20 protein-coding genes are annotated in these 23,794 nt (G+C 60.5%); 8 read left to right on the forward strand and 12 right to left on the reverse strand.

What is annotated here, in order from left to right; translation table 11 throughout:
- Positions 1-9: 9 nt before the first annotated feature.
- Complete coding sequence (locus FKM97_RS21190) at positions 10-804, reverse strand: SDR family NAD(P)-dependent oxidoreductase (RefSeq protein ID WP_144294441.1); 795 nt, start codon at positions 802-804, stop codon at positions 10-12.
- A gap of 278 nt (positions 805-1,082) precedes the next feature.
- Here FKM97_RS21190 and FKM97_RS21195 point away from each other — a divergent pair, with 278 nt between their 5' ends.
- Positions 1,083-1,790, forward strand: coding sequence for a GntR family transcriptional regulator (locus FKM97_RS21195; RefSeq protein WP_246105206.1), 708 nt, complete (start codon positions 1,083-1,085; stop codon positions 1,788-1,790).
- A gap of 35 nt (positions 1,791-1,825) precedes the next feature.
- Here the strand turns inward: FKM97_RS21195 and FKM97_RS21200 are convergent, their stop codons facing one another.
- From FKM97_RS21200 to FKM97_RS21225, 6 genes are all read right to left on the reverse strand, one after another.
- Complete coding sequence (locus tag FKM97_RS21200; protein WP_144294442.1) at positions 1,826-3,769, reverse strand: glycosyltransferase family 2 protein; 1,944 nt, start codon at positions 3,767-3,769, stop codon at positions 1,826-1,828.
- 1 nt (position 3,770) lies between these two features.
- Positions 3,771-5,627, reverse strand: a complete 1,857-nt coding sequence (locus FKM97_RS21205) for a tetratricopeptide repeat protein (protein ID WP_144294443.1) — start codon at positions 5,625-5,627, stop codon at positions 3,771-3,773.
- Positions 5,624-7,024, reverse strand: a complete 1,401-nt coding sequence (locus FKM97_RS21210) for an HlyD family type I secretion periplasmic adaptor subunit (protein ID WP_144294444.1) — start codon at positions 7,022-7,024, stop codon at positions 5,624-5,626. Before FKM97_RS21210 ends, FKM97_RS21205 begins: the two co-directional genes overlap by 4 nt.
- Complete coding sequence (locus FKM97_RS21215; RefSeq protein ID WP_144294445.1) at positions 6,987-9,293, reverse strand: peptidase domain-containing ABC transporter; 2,307 nt, start codon at positions 9,291-9,293, stop codon at positions 6,987-6,989. Before FKM97_RS21215 ends, FKM97_RS21210 begins: the two co-directional genes overlap by 38 nt.
- Before the next feature lie 114 nt (positions 9,294-9,407).
- Positions 9,408-10,868 carry an exosporium protein gene (locus FKM97_RS26790; protein WP_281290132.1) on the reverse strand — a complete coding sequence of 487 codons (1,461 nt, stop codon included), beginning with the start codon at positions 10,866-10,868 and terminating at the stop codon, positions 9,408-9,410.
- 5 nt (positions 10,869-10,873) lie between these two features.
- A complete protein-coding gene (locus FKM97_RS21225) occupies positions 10,874-11,260 on the reverse strand; it encodes a hypothetical protein (RefSeq protein ID WP_144294446.1) in 387 nt (128 codons plus the stop codon).
- A 769-nt stretch (positions 11,261-12,029) separates the two neighbouring features.
- Here FKM97_RS21225 and FKM97_RS21230 point away from each other — a divergent pair.
- On the forward strand, positions 12,030-14,828 hold the full coding sequence (locus tag FKM97_RS21230; RefSeq protein ID WP_144294447.1) for a response regulator: 2,799 nt from the start codon (positions 12,030-12,032) through the stop codon (positions 14,826-14,828).
- Between the two features lie 60 nt (positions 14,829-14,888).
- Here FKM97_RS21230 and FKM97_RS21235 read toward each other — a convergent pair whose 3' ends face one another.
- Positions 14,889-15,644: an outer membrane protein gene (locus tag FKM97_RS21235; protein WP_144294448.1), complete on the reverse strand. Its 756-nt coding sequence runs from the start codon at positions 15,642-15,644 to the stop codon at positions 14,889-14,891.
- A gap of 461 nt (positions 15,645-16,105) precedes the next feature.
- Between FKM97_RS21235 and FKM97_RS21240 the strand changes: the two genes are divergently transcribed.
- The gene (locus FKM97_RS21240; protein ID WP_205015256.1) at positions 16,106-17,551 is read left to right on the forward strand and encodes an MATE family efflux transporter; all 1,446 of its coding nucleotides are present in this window, start codon (positions 16,106-16,108) and stop codon (positions 17,549-17,551) included.
- A 29-nt stretch (positions 17,552-17,580) separates the two neighbouring features.
- Here FKM97_RS21240 and FKM97_RS21245 read toward each other — a convergent pair whose 3' ends face one another.
- The 4 genes from FKM97_RS21245 to FKM97_RS21260 all read right to left on the reverse strand — a co-directional run bounded on the left by FKM97_RS21245 (position 17,581) and on the right by FKM97_RS21260 (position 20,450).
- A complete protein-coding gene (locus FKM97_RS21245) occupies positions 17,581-18,264 on the reverse strand; it encodes a DUF6064 family protein (RefSeq protein ID WP_144294449.1) in 684 nt (227 codons plus the stop codon).
- Positions 18,264-19,181, reverse strand: a complete 918-nt coding sequence (locus tag FKM97_RS21250) for an aldo/keto reductase (protein ID WP_144294450.1) — start codon at positions 19,179-19,181, stop codon at positions 18,264-18,266. Before FKM97_RS21250 ends, FKM97_RS21245 begins: the two co-directional genes overlap by 1 nt.
- A gap of 92 nt (positions 19,182-19,273) precedes the next feature.
- A complete protein-coding gene (locus FKM97_RS21255) occupies positions 19,274-19,912 on the reverse strand; it encodes an NrsF family protein (protein WP_144294451.1) in 639 nt (212 codons plus the stop codon).
- A gap of 1 nt (position 19,913) precedes the next feature.
- Positions 19,914-20,450 (reverse strand): sigma-70 family RNA polymerase sigma factor, encoded by a 537-nt coding sequence (locus FKM97_RS21260; protein ID WP_144294452.1) that lies wholly within the window; start codon positions 20,448-20,450, stop codon positions 19,914-19,916.
- 189 nt (positions 20,451-20,639) lie between these two features.
- Here FKM97_RS21260 and FKM97_RS21265 point away from each other — a divergent pair, with 189 nt between their 5' ends.
- The 5 genes from FKM97_RS21265 (at position 20,640) to FKM97_RS21285 (ending at position 23,758) form a co-directional block, all read left to right on the forward strand.
- Positions 20,640-20,927 (forward strand): BufA1 family periplasmic bufferin-type metallophore, encoded by a 288-nt coding sequence (locus FKM97_RS21265; RefSeq protein ID WP_144294453.1) that lies wholly within the window; start codon positions 20,640-20,642, stop codon positions 20,925-20,927.
- 72 nt (positions 20,928-20,999) lie between these two features.
- Entirely contained in the window at positions 21,000-21,881 is an 882-nt protein-coding gene (bufB, locus tag FKM97_RS21270; RefSeq protein WP_144294454.1) for an MNIO family bufferin maturase, read from the forward strand.
- Positions 21,882-21,884: 3 nt separating this feature from the next.
- The gene (locus tag FKM97_RS21275) at positions 21,885-22,655 is read left to right on the forward strand and encodes an HvfC/BufC N-terminal domain-containing protein (RefSeq protein WP_144294455.1); all 771 of its coding nucleotides are present in this window, start codon (positions 21,885-21,887) and stop codon (positions 22,653-22,655) included.
- A gap of 11 nt (positions 22,656-22,666) precedes the next feature.
- Positions 22,667-23,161 carry a DoxX family protein gene (locus FKM97_RS21280; protein ID WP_205015269.1) on the forward strand — a complete coding sequence of 165 codons (495 nt, stop codon included), beginning with the start codon at positions 22,667-22,669 and terminating at the stop codon, positions 23,159-23,161.
- A gap of 114 nt (positions 23,162-23,275) precedes the next feature.
- A complete protein-coding gene (locus FKM97_RS21285; protein WP_144294457.1) occupies positions 23,276-23,758 on the forward strand; it encodes a GNAT family N-acetyltransferase in 483 nt (160 codons plus the stop codon).
- Positions 23,759-23,794 lie beyond the last annotated feature (36 nt).

Below are 23,794 nucleotides of genomic sequence, written 5' to 3' on the forward strand. Positions count from 1 at the left end.
TCCCGCGCCTCACCAAAGGCCTTTCAGACGACCACCATCGGTGTTGAGGGAAACGCCTGTGATGTAGCTCGCACGCTCGGAGCACAAGAAGGCGATTGCGCCGGCCAGTTCCTCCGGCTTGCCGAAGCGGCCAAGGGCATTTTTGCGCGTGGCGAGCTTACGGGCCTCTTCTTCCGATGTGGCACCCAGTTCCTTCTGCAGGCCGCCAGCGTTCCGCTTCCACAGATCGGTCGCTACCCAGCCGGGGCAGATCGCGTTGACCAGCACGTTATGAGGCCCGAACTCCGTCGACAGCGACTTGGTCATGTTTAGCAAAGCGCTGTTGGTCATGCCCGAACCAAACATATAGGGATCCGGCTCCTTGCCGGCGCCGCCGATCAGGCTGACGATGCGGCCCCAGCGCTTGTCGCGCATGATGGGGAAAACCTCGCGGATCATCCGCATCCAGCCGAAAAGCTTCGTTTCAAGCTGGTTATGGAGCCCCTCTTCGGTCATCTCATCAAAGCGGCCGGAATACATCGTGCCGGCATTGTTCACGAGAATGTCCACGGTCCCGAAGGCTGCCACCGTTTCCTTGACGATGCGCAGACTTTCCTCAGCATTCGTCATGTCAGCCTGAAGCGAGCGGATCTCACCACCCGTTTCCGCCTGCAGATCCTTGCAAGCCTTTGCCGCTTCGTCACCATGCCGCGAGCAGGTCATCACCTTCACGCCGGCCTTGAGAAATTCCTTGGCCGTTTCGTATCCGATGCCGCGGCTACCGCCCGTCACGATCGCCACTCTGTCCTTGATCCCCAGATCCATCCTTAAAACCCTCATGCCAAAAGCGAGCCGCGCGCGGCCGAATGTTACTGCGGAACAGAATGATCCGCGGTGATCGAAGCGTTGTTCAGTCGATGAGAGAGAGGACTATGCCAGAACGGCCTTGCAGCTCCGAACACTCGGCGCAGCGATGCAGGCAGACGTCCATCGACATAACATTCCTCCCCAGGAACGGGCCTCCAATATTGGAGGCAATTTTGTATGATAGTAAGTGCGCAATGCTATTCACGTCAACAGGGGCCAGTGCTAGAAGTTGGCTGATGATGACGGACACTCAGATGGCGCTCGACGAACCCGGCGATCAGAAACGCGGTGAGACCGTCGAGTTCGTCGTGGCTCAGATCCGTCAGAAGATCATCGAAGGTCGTTTTGTTTCGGGGCAGAGATTAATCGCACGGGATCTGTCGGAAGATCTCGGGATCAGTCGGGGTCCCATTCGAGAGGCGTTCCGCCGCCTTGCCGCCGACGGGCTCGTCGAACTCACGCCCAATCGCGGCGCCACCATTCGCCAACTCACTCGAAAGCAGGTGAAGAACCTCTTTCAGATCCGAGAGAACCTGGAGGGCCTGGCGGCGCGACTTGCCGCCGAGAATATCGATGAGGGAGAGAACCGACGCATCTTCACGGATGTATGGGAGAAAGTCAGGCCGACGAACACGCCGCTGCCATGGCATATCTTCATCCATCAAAATCGCCAGTACCACGGGACGATCGTCTCGATCAGCGGCAATGATCAGTTGTGCGAGCTGATCAGCAATCTCCAACTCCCCATCATGATGTATCAGATCGGCAGCGCCATGCTTCCCGAGAACGCCGCCGTTTCGAATGAGGACCATGTCAAGGTCGCCGAAGCCATTCTCGCTGCCGACCCGGCGGCAGCGGAGGAAGCGATGCGCACGCATCTGCGACGTTCGCACAACTGGGTCATGCAGCTTCCGGACTCGGCCTTCAGGCGCAAAGCCGATTAAGACTCCCTAGCGCGGACGCCGACGCAGCGGCAAATCTAATCTGAACTGAGAATCAGATTCTCAATATTTTTCAAATTGTCTTGTTCAGTCTGAGAAGTATTAGCGCCGGGAGAAATATATCCATAGACCTGACGGTTATCGATATATTGCGTTACACCATGACGACGAGCGCTCTCCGCAAAAATGACGTAGGGATGCCTTGACGTTTCATCCTGATACCGAAGATTGTCAATGACATCGGCGCGGACAAGATATGTGGAGTGTATGACTGGCACCTCATGCACACCGCGTATCCAGCGGTTCAGAATCCATGTGTACTGATCGCAATCGCGGTAATAGCCATTCGCGTCAATCTCGGCGTGGTAGTTGGAGTAGAAGCTGCCGGGTGCGACCGCACGCAGGAACGGCGCAGTGATCGGCAGATTGAGGGCAACGAGCTCACGCAACGTGCCCGGGCGAACGAAGTTGTCCAAGTCCGAAACGAAATAGAAATCGCAGTCATTTTCAATCGTGCGGCGGAGACTGGTCTCGCGGATGCTGCCGATGGTGTGGACTCCTGTGTCCCCGCCCGTCTCTTCGGCTTCGAATTCCACTCCGGCATAAAAATGGCCCACGCGGGCTGCCCATTCACGCAACAGGGATTCGGTTGCGTCCGTGTTGCCATTGGTTCGGATGGACAAAACGATCGAAGACTTGGGATAATCCAAGGCTTCGATTCCAGCGAGATAGAGCGGCAGACATGCCTGCTTCTGCCTTGCAAGGATGGCCACCAGAACCCGCGGCGCCGCTCCGCTCTGCCGGGTGCGCAATTGTCTCGTCGGCACCAGCGCGTGCTGATCCACGAATCCGACTTGGGCTGCCGATCCAAGATTCGGTTCGCTCGGCAGACGCTCGCTGACGAAGCGCGCATTCTCGATGATCCTCGCCGTGTCCTCCATGGACAGCTTTCCGGTTGCAAGGATCTTCAGGCTGGCATCGAGGCACTCACGATTGTGTCCGGACCAATAGGCGTTGACGGAGAGTTCGTCGAGCAAACCGGTCTCATAGATCCATCGCTCCACAAACAGTCCGTCTGCCGGCATCGGGATGGCGAGACCGCGCTTGGCGTGCTGATAGCCCTCCTCGTATCTGCGTTCCTTGCGACAGAGCCGACTTGCCTCATGCAACGCCTCGGCCCGCGTCAGCTGTGCGTCGGCCGCTTTGAGAAAGGCGTCGATGACCTCCTGAACGGGATGATGGAGGTGTTCCTTCATCTGGGCGGCGTAATAGAGGCTGACAAACACCTCCTCCTGCCAGTAACCAAGGTCTGCCCTGGCAAGATACTGCTCCAGAGCTTTGCCTCGCTCGCCACAGTCGCGGTAACTCTGGGCCAGGTAAAAGCGATAGCGCGCTCGCAGGAAGGGATCCGTCTCCGTTTCCAGCGCGGCCACCAACACTGCAACATCGCGCCGATAGGTTTCCCGATCCAGGCGTCTTGCGCCATCGTGGTTGCGGCGCATACCGATCGCCGGCAGCTGACCTGGCGAGCCGGCGCCCTCGCAGGTCAGAAATTCATGCAGTACGCCAGCATACCGCCAGGGAAGAGCACTGCGAACCAGCTGCATGCGCTGATACATGATCGAAGTGTCGCGGATCTCGATCATGTAGGCGTCGGCATCCAGGAGCGGGAGCCGTGCCCCCGGGGGCGCCTCCAAGGCGTCGTCCGCATCGATGATGAGCGTATAATCGCCCTTCCCAGCGGCCAAGGACAGGGCCTCGGACCGGTTGTGCGCGAAATCCTGCCAGGGCCTCTCGTGGAGTTCGCCCGACAGCTCGCGCATGTAATCGCGGATGATGTCCTGAGTCCCGTCGGTGGAACCCGTATCCACAATCACCCAATGGTCGATGAAGGGACGTACGCTGTCGAGGCAGCGCCGGATGACCCGCGCCTCGTTCTTGACGATCATATTCAAACAGATGGTCTGTCCGGCGGCATTCATCCTAGGAGGCTCCGTGCTGCATGGAGCGCGAAGCCGCCGCTGGTTCGTTGAGCAGTTCGTAGAATTCGACGTCGAACGCGGGCGCTTCCGGAATGACCGGCCATGTCTCGTTCAGGGTGGCGAGTTCATCGGCAGCGCCGGGCACGCCGAAAGAGACTGCAGTTTCATACCAGCGGCGGCCGGCCGCAATGTCCTGCGGGCCGCCGAGCCCAAGCACCGCGTAACGGGCGAGCATCAGGCAGGCGATGGGATGATCGCATGCGGCGGCCTGCGCGAACCACTCAGCTGCCACCTCGTAATCGGCTTCGGTCTCATGACCGCCGCTATGGAGCTCTCCGAGCCCGAACATCGCCCCCACATGCCCCTCCGGCAGGGCCTTCAGGAACCATGATTCCGCGGCAGCATAGTCCCGGGGCGCACCCCGTCCGTCGAGGATCATCTCCGCCAGTGCGACCTGGGCGTCGGCCAGGCCCGCCTGTGCCGCGCGGGTAAACCAGTCGATTGCCTCTGGCTCATTCTGTTCGAGACCGCGACCTTCCGCCAACATCCTGCCGTACCAATACTGGGCGGTGACGACGCCTTCGGCCGCCCGTTTCAGCCAGAATGCCGCTCGCTCGTCATCACGTGGCATGCCCACACCCTCAGCAAGACAAACGGCATAGTTGAAGGCGCCAACAAGGTCGCCCTCCTCGGCGGCGCGCTCGAACCATTCGTGAACGGGAGGCGGCTCCAGGAAGAGTGCCGATCCCGAGCCGCTTTGGAGCAGCTCTGCAAGATCCGCCTGAGCGCGGCTGTCGCCTGCCTCGGCAGCGCGCTTGAACCAGACCGCCGCCTCGTCGGCATCCTGGGTCACTCCGGCACCCGTCAGATGAAGCATGCCCAGTGCATGGGCAGCAGTGCTGTGGCCCAGTTCGGCTGCGGCCCGGAACCAGTTGGCCGCCTCCTCGTAATTGGGTGGCACGGTGCCGCCGCGCGCATAGATGTCTCCCAGCAGCGCTGCCGCCTCGGCATCGCCCCCATGAGCGGCGCGCCGCAGCCAACTCTCCCCGATCAGGGCATCCGGATCGCCACCACGACCTTCGAGCAGCATCAGGCCGAACCTCGCCTGAGCGTTGTGAAGTCCAGCTTCGGCTGCGATCTGATAGTGCTGGCGAGCTTCCACATCGTTTGTCTCAGTGCCCACCCCACGTTCCGCGCTCATGCCGAGCAGGTAATGAGCGGTGGGTATGCCCGTCTTTCCCACGCTGGCGAGTTCCAGATAGGCCGCACGTTTCTTTTCTTCAGTGTCGGCACGCAGCATCAGGGCAATCACAAATCCCAAGCGGCCCTGAGGATAATTCTGAGCGGCGGATTTCGCGTACCATGAGAAGGCGTCATCGGCATTGCGCAGGTCGTCGGGGCCGGAGGTCAGGATGAAACCCATCATCGCCTGCGCGTCGGGGGCTCCTGCTTCGGCTGCCGGGCGCGCCCATAGGAGCGCTGCCCGGTGATCGGGAAGTCCTGCGTCGTCGCGTTCGAACAGCGTCGACCGTGCCTCGAGGGAGACCTGCGGCAGTCCCAGCAGATGAAGCTTCGCCAGGCGGCATTGCGCGCGCACATGACCTCTCGTTGCGGCGCGATGGAACCATCGGGCCGCCTCCATTGTATGGGCCACCGTCCCCTTGCCCTCGAGATACCGTTCGCCAACGAGGAAGGCTGCCTCCATATCGCCTCCTTCGGCCGCGGCGGCAAAGAGGACCAGGGCGCGATCCGGTGCCGCCTCGGAGAGCCGCTCAGCGCGGGCGCGAGCGCGTCTCGGGAAATGCGCCGCCAGGCGATCAAGCGGTTTGGCGATGAGATGCAGCCCAGCCAAGCTCATGGTTCGCGCAGGCTCCCATAAGCCACGGGCAGGATCTTGTCGGCGAAGTAGGAAAGCACCGAGCGCGTGCCGACCTTCACATCGGCAGTGATCGGCATGCCCGGCATGGGACGGAATCCCGCCGGCGTATCATGCATCATGAGGCTGTCGAGGGAGATATCGGCGCGATAGTACAGGGTGTTCGGACGGTTCGGCATGGAGGATCCGCCATCCCCCACCGAAGTCTCCGGACTGAAGCTGTCAGGGCTGATCGCTCTCACGATGCCTTGGCCGCTGCCATATTGAAGGAAGGGGAGCGTGTCGAACTTCACCGTCACGGCGTCGCCCGGGCTGACATGACCGCTCTCCATTCCGGAGATATCCGCCTCGACCGAAAGAGGAGCGTCGATCGGTACGAGCTGGATCAGCGGCTCGGCGCTGGTCACGACAGAGCCCACCGAGATCTTGGCAACCGACAGGACAATCGAGTCGCGTGGCGCCGTCAGCACCACCAGCTCGTTGTGGAGCTCAGCCTTGGCCAATTCCTGCCGGGCCAAGGTCAACTTCCCCTGCGTCTCGGCGAGATCCTGAGAGTTCCGGCCGTTCCACTGCTCGATGAAGGTGGTCCGCTCCGCCTCGAGGGCAGCAAGCTGACGGTCGCCTTGAGCAGCATCGGATTCAGACTTGGAAAGCGAAGCCGCCATGGTCAGGCGGATGTCGGTCGCCTGCAACGTGTAGAGCAGGCTGCCGGTCTGCATCTGTTGCAGCTTCTTACGCATCTCTTCGACATCGGAGGCCACCACAAGACGCTGACCGAAATATTCGGCCTGAGCCTTGTCACCGGCGATCTGGGTCCGCAGCTGGTCGATCTTCTTGTCGTAGTTCTGGATGGAGGCTGCAAATTCGGCAGCCTGCTGATCGGAAATGGTGCCTTGCAATGCCGCATGCGCATTGGCGGCGTCCGGCTGGTAGGTTGCTCCGGAAGCCGTTGCCAGCAGGCGCTGTGCTCTGGCCCCGAGCAGGTCGACCTGATCTTTGATCGATGCGTGGTCGGCGCCGGTGAATGTGGGGTTGAGGCGGGCAAGAACCTGTCCCTTGCGGACGATATCGCCCTTCTTCACCTCGATGCTCTGGATGATGGTCTGATCGAAAGCCTGCATCACGATGTTGGGGGCATCGGCAACAAGCTTGCCCCTCGCGGAGACGATCCTATCGATGCGGATGACCGCGGCGGAGGCGATCAAGGCCAACACAAGCAGGAAGACGAACAGGATCGTCGACCGCGTCAGACGCGGCACCGGCGTCGCAATGATGGCGGCCGAGGGGCTTTCGAACTCGAGAGCGGCAATGGGCAACCGGCTCTCGTCGTTTCGTCCGGCTTTAACTGGCGCTGGCAATAGTCCGAGCACGCGCGGCATGAGCTTTTCCTTGCAGGTCGAGGTGACGGTTTTGTTGCAGCCAGAGATGGCGGTAGATCGAGCAGCGTTCGACGAGATCGTCATGCTGTCCGATATCGACGACACTGCCCCGGTCGAGAACCAGGATCTGGTCGCAATCAATCAGCGACGACAGGCGGTGCGAGACGATCACCATGGTGCGCCCGCGCGCCATGCGCTGGAGGTTGGCGTTGATCAGGGCCTCGCTTTCGGGGTCCAAGGAAGAGGTCGCCTCATCCAGGATCAGCAGCTTCGGATCCACGATCAGCGCGCGAGCGATGGCCAAGCGCTGGCGCTGGCCGCCAGATAGATTCGGCGAACCTTCCTGGATCCAGGTCTCGTAACCCTGCGGCAGACGCTCGATGAACTCTTCCGCACCTGCGAGCCGCGCCGCACGCACGACGTCCTCGAAGCCAAGACCTGGACGGCCAGCGAGGATGTTGTCCTTCACCGTGCCTCGGAACAGGAAGTTCTCCTGGAGGACCGTCCCAAAGCTTTGACGGAGATGACGAAGGTTGATCTCACGAAGGTCCGTTCCGTCGAGCTTCACCGATCCCGTATAGTCCCGGTTGATGCCCATCAGCAGACGGGTGATGGTCGATTTTCCGGATCCGGAGCGGCCAACGAGGCCGAGCATCGTGCCCGGCGGAATTGAAAAACTGACCTTTTCGAGAGCCGGGATCTTCGTGCCCTCATAGGAGAAGGTGACGTCCTCAAAACTGATCGCACCCTCGAATTTCGGCCGCAGACCATGGGTCAATGCCCGCTTCTCAGTCGGCCGATTGAGCACCCAGCCGACTTGGCCCAGGGCCTCGCGGGCTTCCTGAACGTCCTGCAGCAACCGCGCCATGTTGACCATGGGACCCGCGATGCGGCCGCCCAGCATCATGAAGCCGATGAGGCCACCCAGCGACAGAGGATCGTTAGAGGTCAGAGCGAAGTAAGCACCCAGCGCCAAGACGCCGAACTGAGTGTATTTTTCGAAGGGCATGACCAGCACCATCGGCCAGTTGCTGAGCTTGCCCATTTTCAGGTTGAGCTCCCCAACCTTGGCCACCCTCTCGTCCCATTCCGCTCCGCGGTTGCCCTCGAGGCATAGGGATTTGATCGTGCGGATGCCGTAGATGCTCTCGACCAAGGTCGAGCCTTTTTCCGATTCCGCCTGAACCAGCTTGCTGGTCATGCGCGCCAAAGGCCCGAGGAAAGCGAGGATGATCAGGGCGATGCAGCCGGCCGCAATGACCACGGTCCAGGCAAGAGTCGCCTCCATGTAGAACAGCACCGGCAGCAACAGCAGAACCATGGTGACATCGATGAAGGTCGTCATCATCCTGCCCGTGAGGAACTCACGGACGCGGTAGAGCTGGCTGATCTTGTAGGACAGGTCTCCCGCCTGGTTGCGCTCGAAGAAGTCGATCGGGAGCGTCATCAGCCTGTCGAAGATGGCGAGGTTCAATCGCGTGTCGAGGCGACTGGCGAGGATGACGAGCAGCATCCGGCGCGACCAGGTGATCAACATCTCGAAGACGAGAGCGATCACCAGAACGACGACAATCAGCGTCAGGGTGTTAAGGCTATGGTACATCACCACGGTGTTGAGGGTGGTCATGATCATCAGCATGGGCAGCACGCTCAGCAAGGTGATCGTAATCGATCCGATCCCGACATCGCGCAGGATCGACTTCTCTCCCCAAACCAGTTTTGTGAGAAGCCCCAGGTTGAACTTTTCTTCTTCCTTGCCGTCGTCGCGGGCGCCGCGCACCAGGAGGGTGGCGCCATCCCAGGCGCGCGCCAGGCGCAGTTCGTCCACAGGCACCGCTGCATCACCACCGCGCTGACCCGGATCCCGCAGCAACACGACGCGGCGCTCAAGGTCACGGCCCACGAGCAGTGCCGCGCCGCCGTCAGTGAGTAGGAGCAGGATCGGTGCCGGGCTTTCGATGGCCAGCAATTGGCTGAAGGTGAGCCGCGCGCCTCGGGCCCAAAGGCCGGCCTGGGTGAGCCATTCAACCAAGGCAGGAGAGGAGGGGGCAGACTGGCCCTTCTCCATGCGCACCGCCCGAGGATCAGGATCCACCCCATGGTAGCGGGCGATTGCCAGCGCCCCGACGAGGCGCTCGTGAAGGTCTTCGCTGTGGCCAGCAGCACGCGAGGGGTCCTGAGCCGTCGCCGCGATCTGAGTTGATCGCGCAAGGACCAAAGAGTCTTTGCGAGCATTGATGCGGGCCGGCGGGGAGAAACTGGAGATCATGTCTTGCCACTCGATGAAGGTCCCAGGCGGAACCGCGGGCAGATAGGGTTTTGGTGGAACCGAAGTGCGGGGAGGCCACCAACGTGGCGGCCTCCCCGGCCTAGTTTCGGACGATCAATGCCTTGGCGACGTCGAGTTGCTGGCAAAGGTCAACGGAGCATCGGACCGCGAGGAGCCGGAGACAGTCGTCGGCGTGCCCTTCGGACTGGCCTGCTGAAGCGACGCCGATCCGGACCGCGGAGCGGGATCTTTCTGCGGCAGGCTCGAACCTGTCGCCTTCAGGGTGCTCTTGGTCGAGCCGGCTGAACCCACGACTGTCTTATTAGCCGTCGGCGTTAGAGTGGTGCTGCCCGACTTGGCGGTGCTCCCGACAAAAGTCATCTTGCTCGGAGCCGAACTTGTGGTCGCCGCTCCGGATGATCCCGTCGTCTTCGTGCTGGACTGTGTCCCAGTCGCTCCGGTCGAGCCGGAACTTCCGGTCGCACCCTCTGTGCAGGTCCTGCGACCCCGTGGAGGACAAACGCAGACCGGTCCGGTCCCGCCAGTGGATCCCGTGCCGCCCGTCGGACCCGTGGGACCAGTAGGACCAGTAGGACCCGTGGGACCTGTAGGACCGGTGCCACCCGTGCCGCCTGTGCCGCCCGTCGGGCCCGTACCGCCAGTGCCGCCCGTACCGCCGGTCGGACCTGTTGGGCCTGTTCCGCCCGTGCCACCTGTCGGACCCGTAGGACCTGTGCCGCCCGTTGGACCTGTGGGGCCTGTGCCGCCCGTGCTACCGGTCGGACCTGTGGGGCCTGTGCCGCCTGTTGGACCCGTCGGGCCTGTGCCGCCCGTGCTGCCGGTCGGACCGGTTGCACCTGTGCCGCCCGTAGCTCCCGTCGCGCCAGTCGCTCCCGTTGCGCCGGTACCGCCAGTCGCTCCCGTTGCGCCGGTGCCACCCGTCGCTCCCGTTGCACCAGTGGCTCCCGTTGCACCCGTGGCTCCTGTGCCACCCGTCGCGCCAGTCGGTCCCGTTGCGCCGGTCGCCCCGGTTTCTCCGACCCCAGTTGCGCCGGTTGCCCCAGTTGCGCCTGTCGCTCCGGTACCGCCCGTTGCTCCAGTTGCACCCGTCGCGCCCGTGCCACCCGTTGCTCCGGTGTCACCTGTCGTCCCAGTTGCCCCAGTGCCGCCAGTCGCTCCCGTTGCGCCGGTGCCGCCAGTCGCCCCTGTTGCGCCGGTGCCGCCAGTCGCACCCGTTGCACCGGTGCCGCCGGTCGCACCTGTTGCGCCGGTGTCACCCGTCGCTCCGGTCGAACCGATCGGCGTGACCTGTTCAATGGTGAAATTGAAGTTCACCGAGGAATCTGGCCCGACGGTCTGGAAGGTTCCGGCTTGGTTTACGACCGCAATATTGGCCGGATCATAGCCTTCCGGCAGATAGATCAGTGTCGCGTAAGAGTAAGGTACGCCGACACCGGTTCCGATCGAGACAGATGAGCTTCCAAGAAGCTCATAGGTACCGCCATTGTTGTAGTAGATATATTCGGTCGTGCCGCTGACGTCCGTGCCGTTGATTTGATAGAGTGAGCCTGGCATGAGCCTTACTCCGCTCTATTGGCCAGCATATGCTGGCTGTGGCTGACCAAAGCGTCTGCTGCGTGGACTGCCGCAGCGCCAGAGAGCATCATCGGTGCCTGGGTTCCCCGTGGCACCGAACAGGCGGAGATCTCCGCGCCGGACAAGACAACGTCACCAGCCCTATCTGATGTGACGAAGATGTCGTCACGTCTGCAGGTCTCCGGAAGGCTGAAGGTGATGGCGAACTGGCCGCTTTTGATCCCGTTGGGACGGACCACATCGGCACGGACGGCATAGCCTGCTCCCAGGAGCATTGGCTCGCTCGATACCCTATCCCGGGACCAGACGAAGACCAAATTCGCGTCTTTGGCGTCGTCGACGCCCGTAGCTTTATAATAGTCGCTGCTCATGTTCACGTTTTCCCTGTTATGTGCGCGAGAAAGAGCCTGCCGTTGAGACGGCGAGGCGATTGGCGGCCCGCGCGCTTTACGGGATCACCAGAGCAAGAGGCACGCGTGCGCCCCAGCTTGATTACGGGGAGCCATACGAGCCTGAGTTTTGAGAAGTAAATTTAGAGACAATTTTATTATTTTTTGTATTACCGAATGCTGCGGTCAGTTATAATAGCTTTGAGAGGCGTAACTAGCCGCATTACGGCGGGATTTATAGAAGTGCGCCGAATTAATCTCAACGTATAGTACCGGAAAATACTCATACTACTTTTTCTTATTTATTCATTTTTATCCAAATATTCAAATACCTGAACTACAGATTATGGTTTAAATATTATTCCCAAGGCAGCCTTGTGGATGCCTCAAATGTGTAACAATCTGAGACGTTGCTTCTCGTGCCGACATGATTTGGATGAAGCCTAACGAAAGGCCGAAGCAACATCGTCTTCAGGATTCGTTTCCTCCTCAGATGTTTAACACGCGAATCTCAACCAAAACGCGAGTTCCCCACAGCGATTTTTGCCCTGAACCGTCATTCGGTGGTTTAACCATGCTCCGGCCGTTCGCCGGGTGAATTGATTGCGAGCCGGGAGCGACCTGCACGGGGATCGGAAGATACGTAGACCGGAGGCTCGCAGCAGCATGAGTCAATTATCCCCGCGGCGCGAAAACCCATGGTAGCGTGCTGTTGCCCCTTCGTTTCAGGCGTAACTCTAAGGGAAGAAGAATGACACGCGATCCAACGCGTCTGATCACAGCCGCAGCGTCGGTCAGCGCCGAAGCAATCCCGGGCGGCGCCGATCGACGCGTGGCCGTTGGACCACGGCGTGCCGCGCCGCGCGATGTCGTCCTTTCCGACCTCTGCCTCCAGCTGGTCATGGCGCATCATGCGCCGGCAGCGGTTCTCATCGACCGTCATCACGAGTGCCTCTATTCCATGGGCCCGACGGATCGCTATCTTCGGATCGCTCCAGGATTTCCCACCCACGATCTCCTGGCATCCGTGGCGCCTGAACTGCGCACTGAGCTTAGATGGGCCATCCATCAGGCTCTGGAAACCGGCGTCCCGGTCCAAGTCAACGGCGCCACCCGGACCTCCAAAGAGGGCGCGAGCGTGGCTTTCGATGTCATCATCAGGCCCGTGGTGCATATGGGCAACGACGTTCTGTTCATCTGCTTTGTCGATTCAGCCGCTCCCGCTTCCGATCAGCGCCGCAGATCGTTGCCAGGAGACGGTTCGCAGACTGCACAGCTCGAGGGAGAACTGACCGCTTCCAAGGATGAGCTGACCGCGCTCAACGGCCAGCTGCTCGACATGCTGGATCGGCAACGGACGACGTTCGACGATCTCCAGAACGTGCTTTACAGCACCGATGTCGCGACGATCTTCCTCGATGCCGAGATGACGATCCGGTTCTTCACGCCCGCAACCACGGCTTTGTTCCGTGTGTTGCCAGGAGATGTGGGGAGGCCCCTCGCCGATCTCACTTCCTTCGCGGAGGATGGGTCCCTGCTTGCAGACGCCAGGGCAGTCGTCTTGAACTCCACGCCGCTTGAAAGTGACGTGGAAGGGCGAAGCGGCGCTTGGTTTGCCCGGCGCATCGTGCCGTTCCGAGCGCACGATGGTGAGGTTGGAGGCGTCGTCATCACCTTTATCGACATCACCGATCAAAAGCGGATCTCAGTTGCGCTGGAGGATGCAAAACAGCGGGCCGAACTTGCAAATCTTGCCAAGTCGCGGTTCCTCGCCTCCGCGAGCCACGACCTGCGCCAGCCGCTGCAAACGTTGGCCCTTCTCCAATCGCTTCTGGCGAGAACCGTCCAAGGCGAGAAAGCACTGAAGCTCGTCGCCAAGATCGACGAGACAATCGACACCATGTCGGGAATGCTGAACGCGCTGCTCGACATAAACCAGATCGAAGCGGGCACCGTGCATGCCCGTTTCGTCGAGTTTCCCATCGACGACGTGCTTCGGCGAATGCACGACGAATTCGCCTATCAGGCCGAAGCACAGGCCCTCGTCCTGCGGGTCGTGCCATGCGGTCTCTGGATCACGAGCGATCCCCGTCTGCTCGAGCAGATGATCCGCAATCTCGTCTCAAACGCCCTGAAATACACCAAACACGGCAAAGTTCTTCTGGGCTGCCGGCGGCATGAGGATCGCTTGAGCATTGAAGTCTGGGACACGGGCGTCGGCATCGAAGAAGCGGATCTCCAGACGATCTTCCAGGAGTATTATCAGATCGACAATCCGGACCGCGCTCCGAGCCACGGCTTGGGCCTCGGACTCGCGATCGTCGATCGGCTCGGAACACTGATGGGCCACAAGGTGCACGCCCGCTCCACCCCCGGCCGCGGGTCGGCGTTCAGCATCGAGGTAAGGCTGTCCGATTCAGCCTTGGCGCCCAGGGTCGCGGATTTGCCCTTCAAGGATGAACCTGCCGAGGTGCGATCAGGGACTGCGCGAAACATACTCCTGGTGGAGGACGATCCAGAAGTCCGCACCCTGCTCAAGCACCTCCTTACAGAGGACGGTTATGACGTGACGGCAGCTCCTGATGGAGTTGCGGCGATGGGCCTGGTCGCAGGCGGAACCACCGACCCCGATCTTCTCCTCTGCGACTACAACCTGCCAAACGATCTAAACGGGGTACAGATTGCCGCAAAACTCCGCAAAAAATTGAAGCGAAACCTGCCCACGATCATCCTGACGGGTGACATTTCGACGGATGCGCTGCGAAACATCGCTCGGGAGGACTTCGTCCAGCTTAACAAGCCCGTCAAGATCGAGGAGATGACGGAGGCCATTCGAGCCCTCCTCGCGGTTCCGGCGCCGCTCCAATCTGCTCCGCTCACCACCGGTGATGACGTTCATCTCCTGGACGGTCCCGTGATCTTCGTCGTGGACGATGATCCCAATGTGCGGGAGAGTCTCCGTCTGACCCTCGAGGATGATGGTCGCAACGTCGAAGACTTCGCCTCCTGCGAGGCTTTTCTGAAGGCGTTTTCGCCGGGACGCGAGGGTTTGCTCCTCGTGGATGCCCATCTTCCGGGAATGAGCGGCCTGGCTTTGCTTCAGCGACTGCACGAGATCGACCAGCGCCTGCCGGCGATCATGATCACCGGCACAAGCGATGTGGCAACGGCGGTCCAGGCAATGAGGTGCGGCGCATCGGACTTCATCGAGAAGCCGGTGGGACGCATGGAATTGCTCGCGAGCGTGAAGAGGGCCCTCACCGGGCCGGCAGACTCAAAGGCGCGCCTCGCCTGGCAGGAGACATCGACGACGACAATCGAGGGCCTGACGCCCCGTCAGCTCGAGATCATGGAGATGGTTCTCGCCGGTCATCCGAGCAAGAACATTGCAGTGGATCTTGGCATCAGCCAGCGCACCGTCGAAAGTCATCGAGCGTCGATCATGAAGAAGACCGGTTCGAAGTCGCTCCCAGCACTCGCGCGTCTCGCGCTCGCGGCACAATGGAATGTTCGGGATGTGAAGCAGACTTCTAAAAAATCCGCCACTTAGCTCAACGGATCGCGCGCAGGCTTGGCGCTGCGCACGATCCAGAAGTTCGACCACATCGACTTAGAACTTGAAGTTCATACCGACTCGTACGGTTTGAGCGGTGTGCTTCACGGTCGGATCCTCGTTGAAGTCACCGTTGTAGAAACCGGAATATTTCGACTTTCCGAGATCGACGTAGAGATACTCGACTTTCGCCGTCAAGTTGTCGGTAAAGGCATATTCGAGGCCCGCACCAGCAGCCCATCCCCATTTCGTGTCGGAGCCGGAATACCCGTAGTCAAACCCGGCGTCGAAATCGTCCTCATATTTCTCGGAGACTTTGGTCTTTCCATAGGCCGCACCACCGGTCCCATACACCAGGACACGGTCGAAAGCGTAGCCTAACCGACCACGAATGGTCCCAAACCATTCAAGTTCGGATTTGTACCGGTAGTCACCAAAAGCGTCAGAGTCCTTGGCGGTCCCCTCGATGTCGGTCCACTGGAAATCAGCCTCGGCACCGATCACGACGTTGTTAAAGAACTGGTAGTTGTATCCGATCTGAGCACCGCCGAGGAAACCATCGCCATTCGGGCTGAAGGTGTAATCCCCTTTATCGAACGGAGGCTCGCAGATGCACCCAGGAAAGTTCTGGTCGTGGTCCGACCACCCATAACCGACGTTTCCGCCGATATAAATCCCGGTCCAGACAAACGCCAGCGGGACGATGGGCGCTTCGACGTACGGAGCTTCGACTGGGTAGGACAGGTCGGCTGCGACAGCGGCAGATGTAAAACCAAATGCTGCAAGGCAGCTTGCAAGAATAATTTTCTTCATATTCTTCTACTCCAGCGACACGAGTGATAACTATGTCGATGCGGAGTCGCTGGTGATAGTGCATTTGCGCAACACAACCGTATTTTTAGGGAAAATCTCGCAAATCGCCCTGACGGATTTTCCTTCCATTTCTTTGAGTCGCGCGCCACAAAAAATCGATAACAGTCTCTTTACGCTGATCAATTTGCTTATTTCGCAAACTTGTAGCACATGTACATACACATCATTCTCCGTCTCTGGCCGCTTGGCTGCTTAGGCGTGTCAAGGGGGAAGATCGGAGTTTTCGTGGATCAGGAGCTGAAGTTGACCGCCCATCCGGGCGATTCGCCCAGCCCTTTGGTCTGGACCTCTCGCTCACCTCCCCGGTGTCCGCGCGCAGTGAAAATTGTCAGGTGCCGCTAGATCGACTGCTGTAAGAAGCGCCTGCAGATGATGAACACATAACTGCGACGGGAGACGCAATGACGGGGCGTTCCTCGATCGCCGAAGGATGGGCTTCACCCTTGCCGATGCGTCAAGACGTGCTCGCGGAAAGCAAGTCGATGATCCGACTGGCCCTTCCACTCGTCGTCACCAATGTCGCGCAGATCGCGTTGACAACCACTTCGCTGGCCATGGTCGGGCGCCTCGGTGCAGACCAACTGGCCGCCGCTGCGCTTGCCATCACCCTCTACACGACGCTCATGCTTTTCTGTCTCGGCATTCTCACTGCAACAATGCCGATGCTTGCTCAGGCGCTCAGCCGGGGAGAGATGGGTGCGGGCCAGATCCGGTCCATCGTCGCGCAGGGCTTCTGGTCTGCGCTTTTCCTCTGCGTGCCCATCTGGCTGCTCCTGTGGAACAGTGAAAGTCTTCTGATCCTTCTCGGCCAGCCACCAGCACTGGCAGCGCAGGCTTCCGGCATGATGCATTGGCTGCAGTGGTCATTGCTCCCCTATTTGGCCTATCTCGTCTGCCGATCGTTCCTCGCAACAATCGAGCGACCCGGCTGGACACTCGTGGTCGTGGGCGTCGCGCTCATCGTCAACCTGACGGTGGGATCCAGCCTGATCTTTGGTTACTTCGGTCCGGCCTATGGCCTCCGCGGCGCCGCCATGGGCCTGCTTGTTTCCAACTGCTGCATGCTGGCGGGCATGCTTTTGCTGCTCTCCTTCCATAAGGATTTCAAACGATACGAGCTCGTGTCGCGAGTCCCGCGCCCCGACCGGGCTCTTCTGGGAAAAATGTGGCGCCTTGGGCTCCCCATGGGGATCACCATCGGCCTCGAATCCTCGATCTTCTATGCTGCAGCCAACATGATGGGAATCATTGGGCCCGCTTCTCTTGCTGCCCACGCCGCCGTGACGCAGATTACAGCCTTGTTCTTCATGGTGCCCATCGGGGTGGGTCAGGCGGCAACAATCCGAGTCGGACTTGCTTTCGGAGCCGGAAGAATTGCCGCATTGAAGCGGGCTGGCTGGGTCGCATACGCACTGGGAGCCGGCGTCATGATCATCTATGCCGCTGCCATTCTTTGTGCTCCGGTTCTCTTCCTGTCAGCGTTTCTGGACGTTTCAGCGGATCGAAACGCCGCGGCATTCGCCGTCGCCCAACAACTGCTCGTCATCGCTGCTTTCTTCGCCGTTGCCGATGGAATCCAGGTGGTCTGCATCGGCATGCTCCGCGGCCTGCATGATTCCAAAGTGCCGATGTATATCGCCTTGATTGGATATTGGGGTTTGGCGCTACCCTTGGGCGCCGTCTTGGCGTTCCATTATCAGCTTGCCGGTGTCGGCGTATGGATCGGGCTTGCGGTTGGTTTGACACTGGTTGCGATCCTCGTGACGTATCGCTGGATCACAATGACCAGGCGCTTGATCGAGGGACCCAAAGGCTCGTTTGCCAGTGCAACGGCGGTCGACGGCTGAGGCCGGCGACGGGTCGGCGACCCTGGGAGTCAGGGGCGTCGGTTTTGCACTCGAGCGTTGTCGAGCAGGATCATCAGCGGTGCCAAGAGGGCGATCGCGAGCCGCGTCCAAGCGGCCACAGTCTCTCCCATCGTCCACAGGGTTGCGGCGCTGAGGAGGCACCATAGGACAGGGACCGGCATCAACAGGAGCAACGCCCTGCCCCGAAGCATCAGGATCACGCCCAGCGTACCGAAGGCCGTTGGATCGGGCGCCATGCCGAAGAGCTCCGATGCCATCACGCCACGGCCCTGCCAGGCAGCCAGAAGCGGAAAACCCAGGATCGCAAAGGCCAACACGCCAAAGCCGACCCACGCGGCCGGGCGCGAGAGATCAAAGGTCACCGGCACATACCGACAGGCCGCCGCGAAGAGCAGAAGACCTTCGACCATGAAGATTGGCGCTAAATAAGCAGCTGCCCAGTTTATCGTCGCGTATCGTGTCCAGAAAAAGAGATAGGCGACCAGTATCCAGATCATCGCCAGTAAGAAGGACACTGCTCTTGCTGACGATGGCCTTTGCCAGAGCGACAGGATGAGGATGATTACTCCCACCGCGATCATCAATGCCGGCAACGGCCACAGCGACGCATTCTGAAGCTCGAACATCCGCCAATAAACGCGCGGCGAGAAGAGCAGGAAATCCTCCGGCCGATACGTCCACCATTCGGACATCAGATATTTCTCACATGCTCCGCGATGCGGATGCGCATCTCCGAGTCCGGCATCGGGCCGCTCGCGGCCAAAAGGTTCTCACGCACATGGTCGACGCGCGTCGTGGCCGGAATGGCCACCGTCAGTGCGGGATGGGAAATGATGAATTTGAGGATCAGCTGCGCCCAGGTCGCAACGCCGAGGTCACCCGCCCAGGCCGGCATCGGCACACCCTCCAGCCGGCGCGTCAAGGCCCCTTGTTGGAAAGGCCTGTTCGCAATCACGGCGATGCCTCGGTCCATTGCCAGAGGCAGCAGCCGTTGCTCGGCCTCCCGATCGACAACGTTGTAGGTGAGCTGAACGAAATCCAGAGGTACTTTCCGCATGATCTCCTCGACGAGATCGTGCCGCCGAGCTTCCGAGGTGGTTATTCCGATGTAGCGGAGCTGACCCTCTGCCTTCATGTCCGAGAGGGTTCGCAGGTGTGGCTCCCAGGCCAGGAGATTATGGACCTGCATCAGGTCGAAACGCTTTACGCCCCACAGTTCTTTCGATTCGGCGATCTGGGCCGGACCATTCTGGCCTGAAGAGGTCCAAACCTTTTCCGCCGAGAAGAGGCTCGGCGGATATCCGAGCTTTTTCAATCCATACCCGACGACCGGTTGGGACGACCCATACATGGGCGATGAATCGATCATTGCACCGCCGGCCGCAAAGAAAGCGGCCATCACCTCTGCGCATTCATCCCGCAGGACCGGGTCGTCCCCGACATTGAAGGTGATCCACGTGCCCAGTCCAACAGCGGGAATCTCTTCGCCACTGGAGGGTATGCGGCGGGCATCGGGGATTACCGTTTGAGCGTGGAGCCCCGAGGGTAGAAGCATGCCCGAGGCTAAGGCTGCGGATGTCTTTAGAAAGGTACGCCTGGTCGTTCGCATTCATTATCCTGGTTCAGGGGAGAGTGCCCCATGAGCCAGGGGAGGGAAAGGTGTGCCGGCCTCACACTGCCGTGAGTTTCCACGCCCCTGGGCTACCAATGTGAGATGCGGGGAAGCACAAGGGCGCCGATTGCGGCGAGCCCGGCGATGGCGATGCTGTACCAGGTGGCCACGAAAAGCGGCGAGTCGTCCGGGCAATGAGCGGCATAGAAGGCCGCTGCCAATCCGCCGGCCAGCAGTCCCGCAACCGCTCCGGCGAGAGCCGGATGGGTTGGCGCTCCATGGCGGAGCGCCAACAGAAAAACCACCAAGGGCCCGGCACCGATCAGCGGAATAAACGTCAGGCACACCGTGCTGTTGACGCCGATCAGACGCGCGGCCCAGTCCGAACTGGGGACCACTGCGAGCTCAAATGCTACGGAGACCGCCAGCAAGAGCGGTGCGGTCAAAAGCAACAGGAGCAGAGAACGTGACCCTTCAGCAGGGCGCGCCATTCTCCGCACGACAATGAAGGCACTGATCATCAAAGCGAAGGTGACGACAAACTTGAGGATGAAGCGAACGGAGTTCAGGGATTCCACAGCGTCTGATCTGGGGCCCAACATGACCATAAACATCGCTGCGGCGATGACGACCGCGACGGCTCCCGCGATCAACCACGCCCTTTCGAGCGGCATCGAACTGCGGCCAGTGTCCGCGGCTATTGCCCTGATGAGATCGTCGGTCTTCATCTCACTCCCGTCCAAATCGCCGCGCGATGGCGGCCAGGCCGCGGTGCAAAGCTACCCGCACGGCGGTTTCCTTCATGCCAAACTTCCTTGCCGTGTCCGCAATCGAACATCCCTCGACTGCAATTGCGGCGACTACGGAACGTTGTCCCGGGGCAAGAGAGTCCAGAACTCGTCCGATATCGCGATCACTCACTGTCTCGGCCTCCGGCTGCGCCCAGGTTTCTTCAATCTCGGCAATTTCGATCTCCACATGCCGGCCCCGGCGTCGGAAGGCGTCGATCAGCTTGAACCTGGCGATGGCATAGACCCAGGGAAGCACCGCCGCATCGGGCAACCAGGTGTGACGCTTCAAGTGAATCGCAAGAAGCGTCTCCTGGACGATATCCTCAGGATCAACCCCGCCCTGTAAGATCTTGCGGCGGGCATAAGCTCTCACGAGTCGGGCGGTGCGATCCAAAAAGACGGCGTAAGAACGTTCGTCTCCCGCGATCGATGCACGGAGCAGATCGGCCAGTTCCTTATCCTCCCTGCCGTTCAACCCGCGTTACCCCTCATACGCCGCAGCAGCGGTTTTGTTACATGACTGGCGGAAAGATTATCCAAACAAACCCACTCAACGATCACGAATTCGTGTCGGAGAGGCAGAGTAACGCGAGACCTCCTCTTATCGAAGTGATCATTGCGCAGCCGATTGCGGCACGCAGACAAGATCAACTGGAGACGTTTCATGAACCGTTCAACTCTCGCCCTCGCGCTCGCTGGCTCCCTCGTCACCGCTGTTACAGGGAATGCTTTTGCCGCGCCGCTCAAGCCCGAGCAGATGGCCGGCAAGGAGAAGTGCTACGGCATCGCCCTCAAGGGCCAGAACGACTGCGCAGCCGGGGCCGGAACGACATGTGCCGGCACTTCAACCAAGGATTACCAGGGCAATGCGTGGAAAGCGGTCCCCGTTGGGACCTGTGTCACGATGCAGGGCGGAGGCCATATGGGCTCCCTGACCCCGATGAAGAGCTGAGCTCGATGGGGGTTGTGCGAGCAGCCCCCTCTCCTCGACCAGACCCAAAATAATTGAAGCGTGGTGCGACCGATGAGCCATACGACAGCCACTTCAGACGGATTGCCTGCCCGAGCCGGGGTCGGCCTGAAGCCCGAGCATTATGACCATATCCTGCAGCACCACCCCGACATTGGATTTTTCGAGGTTCATGCGGAAAACTACATGGGTGCAGGAGGACCACCGCATCGGTATCTTGAAGCCGTCAGGAGCCACTATCCGTTGTCGCTCCACGGCGTCGGCCTTTCTCTCGGTGCTGCACGACCCCTGGACAGGGCGCATCTGTTGCGACTGAGGGGACTGGTCGAACGCTACCGGCCGCACAGCTTCTCCGAGCATCTCGCCTGGTCGACCCACGACACGGGCTTTCTCAACGACCTGCTGCCGCTCCCCTATACAGGCGAGACGCTGGACCGGGTCGTGGCGCATATCGACGAAACCCAGCAGACGATCGGCCGGATGTTGCTGTTGGAGAACCCGGCGACCTATGTGCTCTTCGACGAGAGCACCATCGATGAAATCGACTTCCTCGAGGCGATCGTGACCCGCACCGGCTGCGGTCTGTTGCTCGACGTCAATAACGTGGTGGTCTCATGCGTCAACCACCGGTTTGATGCGCAGGCCTATGTCGACCGCTTTCCCGTCGAGTGGGTCGGCGAGATCCATCTTGCAGGTTATGACGAGACCCTCGACGAAAGCGGCGGCCGACTTCTGATCGATGCCCATGGCTCACCGGTGAAGACCGATGTGATGGCATTGTACGCGCATGTGCTCTCCCGGCGGGGACCGGTTCCAACCCTCATCGAATGGGACAACGACGTTCCGGACTTCTCCACGCTTCAGAATGAAGCGATGCGGGCGGAAGCGCTGATGGCCCAGGAGGCCAGACGGCGCAACCAGATGCGGGCGGCCTAAGCCATGAGCCATGCAGGCAGCCAAACGGAGTTCGTCCAAGCATTGCTGAATGCGGACCGGCCGGTGCCGGACGGGATCAGCACTTCCGGCAGACAGATCGAAGCATCGCGTTTCTCGGTCTACCGAAACAATGTCTTCGTCGGCCTCACCAAGGCCCTGGCGCAGCGTTTCCCGGTGACGGAGCGTCTCGTGGGGAGCGATTTCTTCTTCGCCATGGCGCGCATCTATGCCCAGGCCCACCAACCGGCATCGCCGCTGATGATCGAGTATGGAGATACATTTCCCGATTTCATCGCGGAATTTCCGCCGGCTGCCGAGATCGGCTACCTCGGCGACGTGGCGCGTCTCGAAGCTGCCTATACGCAGGCCTATCATGCTGCAGATCAAGGCGTGCTCGACATCGAGATGCTCCAGGAGATACCGCCGGAGATGCTGGTGAACATCCGGCTCCTGGCTCATCCATCGGCTACGCTCCTCTGCTCCTTGTATCCCGTGGGATCGATCTGGGGAGCACATCAGAGCGAAACCGTCTCATCCATCCCGCTCTGGGCCGGCGAAACCGTTCTGGTGGTGCGGCCGGAGATGAGCGTCAACGTGCATATCCTGCCGTCAAGCGACACAGAATTCGCGCAGCTTCTACTTAGGGGAGCCTCCTTGGGGGAGGCCGCCGAAGCAGCCTTCGCGGTCCCGTCGACGTTCGACTTCGGCGTCGCACTAAAGGGTCTCGTGGAGCTCGGCGCTTTTGCCGGTATCGATCGGAGAGACCTGTCATGAGCATCAATACAATGGGGTCGCATTCACCCGGACGCTTCCCTCTGGCGAACCTTGTCTCCAAGTCGGCCGGTTTGCTGGCAGCCATTCCCCAGTCGATCCCGCTCCTGGCGTTACGCATAGCGCTGGCGGTCCCGTTCTTTTTCTCGGGCCTCACCAAGTGGGATGGCTTCCTTCAGCTGTCAGCGGGAGCGCATTTCCTGTTCGAAGAGGAGTTCAGGCTGCATCTCTTCGGCAGCGCGATCCCCTATCCCTTTCCCATTGCAATGGCGACGGCAGCCGGCATTGCGGAGATCATCCTGCCGATCCTGCTCGTGGTGGGATTGGGGACGCGCTTCGCGGCGCTTGGTCTTCTCGTCATGACGGCCATCATCCAGATTACGATCCCAGAGGGATGGGCGAACTTCCACCTGCCCTGGGCCGCAATGGCTCTGACATTGATGGTGTTCGGGGGCGGCCGGCTCGGGATCGACGAATTCCTCCACGCGAGGAGCACAGGGGCCGTTTGATCGCTCCGCATCCGAGATGTAAACCGAGCTCAATCCGCCTTCTTCTCACCCGTGAATCGGGGTATTTGATGGTCCAGTCTGCCCGGATCCATCTCGCGTGGGGCGAAGGCAAGAATGTGCACACTGCCGACTTTTCGATGGGCTTCACAAGCGGATTACGACACGCTTGGCGACGTGATGTTCGACGCCATTCGCAACGGGACGAGCCCCTATAGCGAAAGCCAGAGAGAAGCGTGGCTCGCGGCGCCCAATCGCGGAGATGAATGGCACGAGAAACTCCGAGCCCAAGCGGTCATCGTGGCGGAATCGGAAGACATGGTGCTTGGGTTCATGACCTTGGCTCAAAGCGGTTATATCGATCTGGCCTTCATACGGCCCGCGGCGCAGGGGAAGGGACTGTTCAAAGGCTTGTTTGCTCATATCGCGGACAAGGCACGCGAGAACAATGAGACCCGCCTGTGGGTGCATGCCAGCCTGAGAGCGGAGCACGCTTTTCGGGCCGTCGGCTTCGAGGTCATCAGCAGAGAAATCGTCGCTCGGGCCGGCGAGCGCCTCGAAAGGTGCGTCATGGAGCGACTGATCCCGAAAGCCAGCTGATGCCACATTCAGTGCGCGCAAGCGGCAGCATACCCC

It is taken from the genome of Rhodoligotrophos appendicifer, from assembly GCF_007474605.1.
GTDB lineage: Bacteria > Pseudomonadota > Alphaproteobacteria > Rhizobiales > Im1 > Rhodoligotrophos > Rhodoligotrophos appendicifer.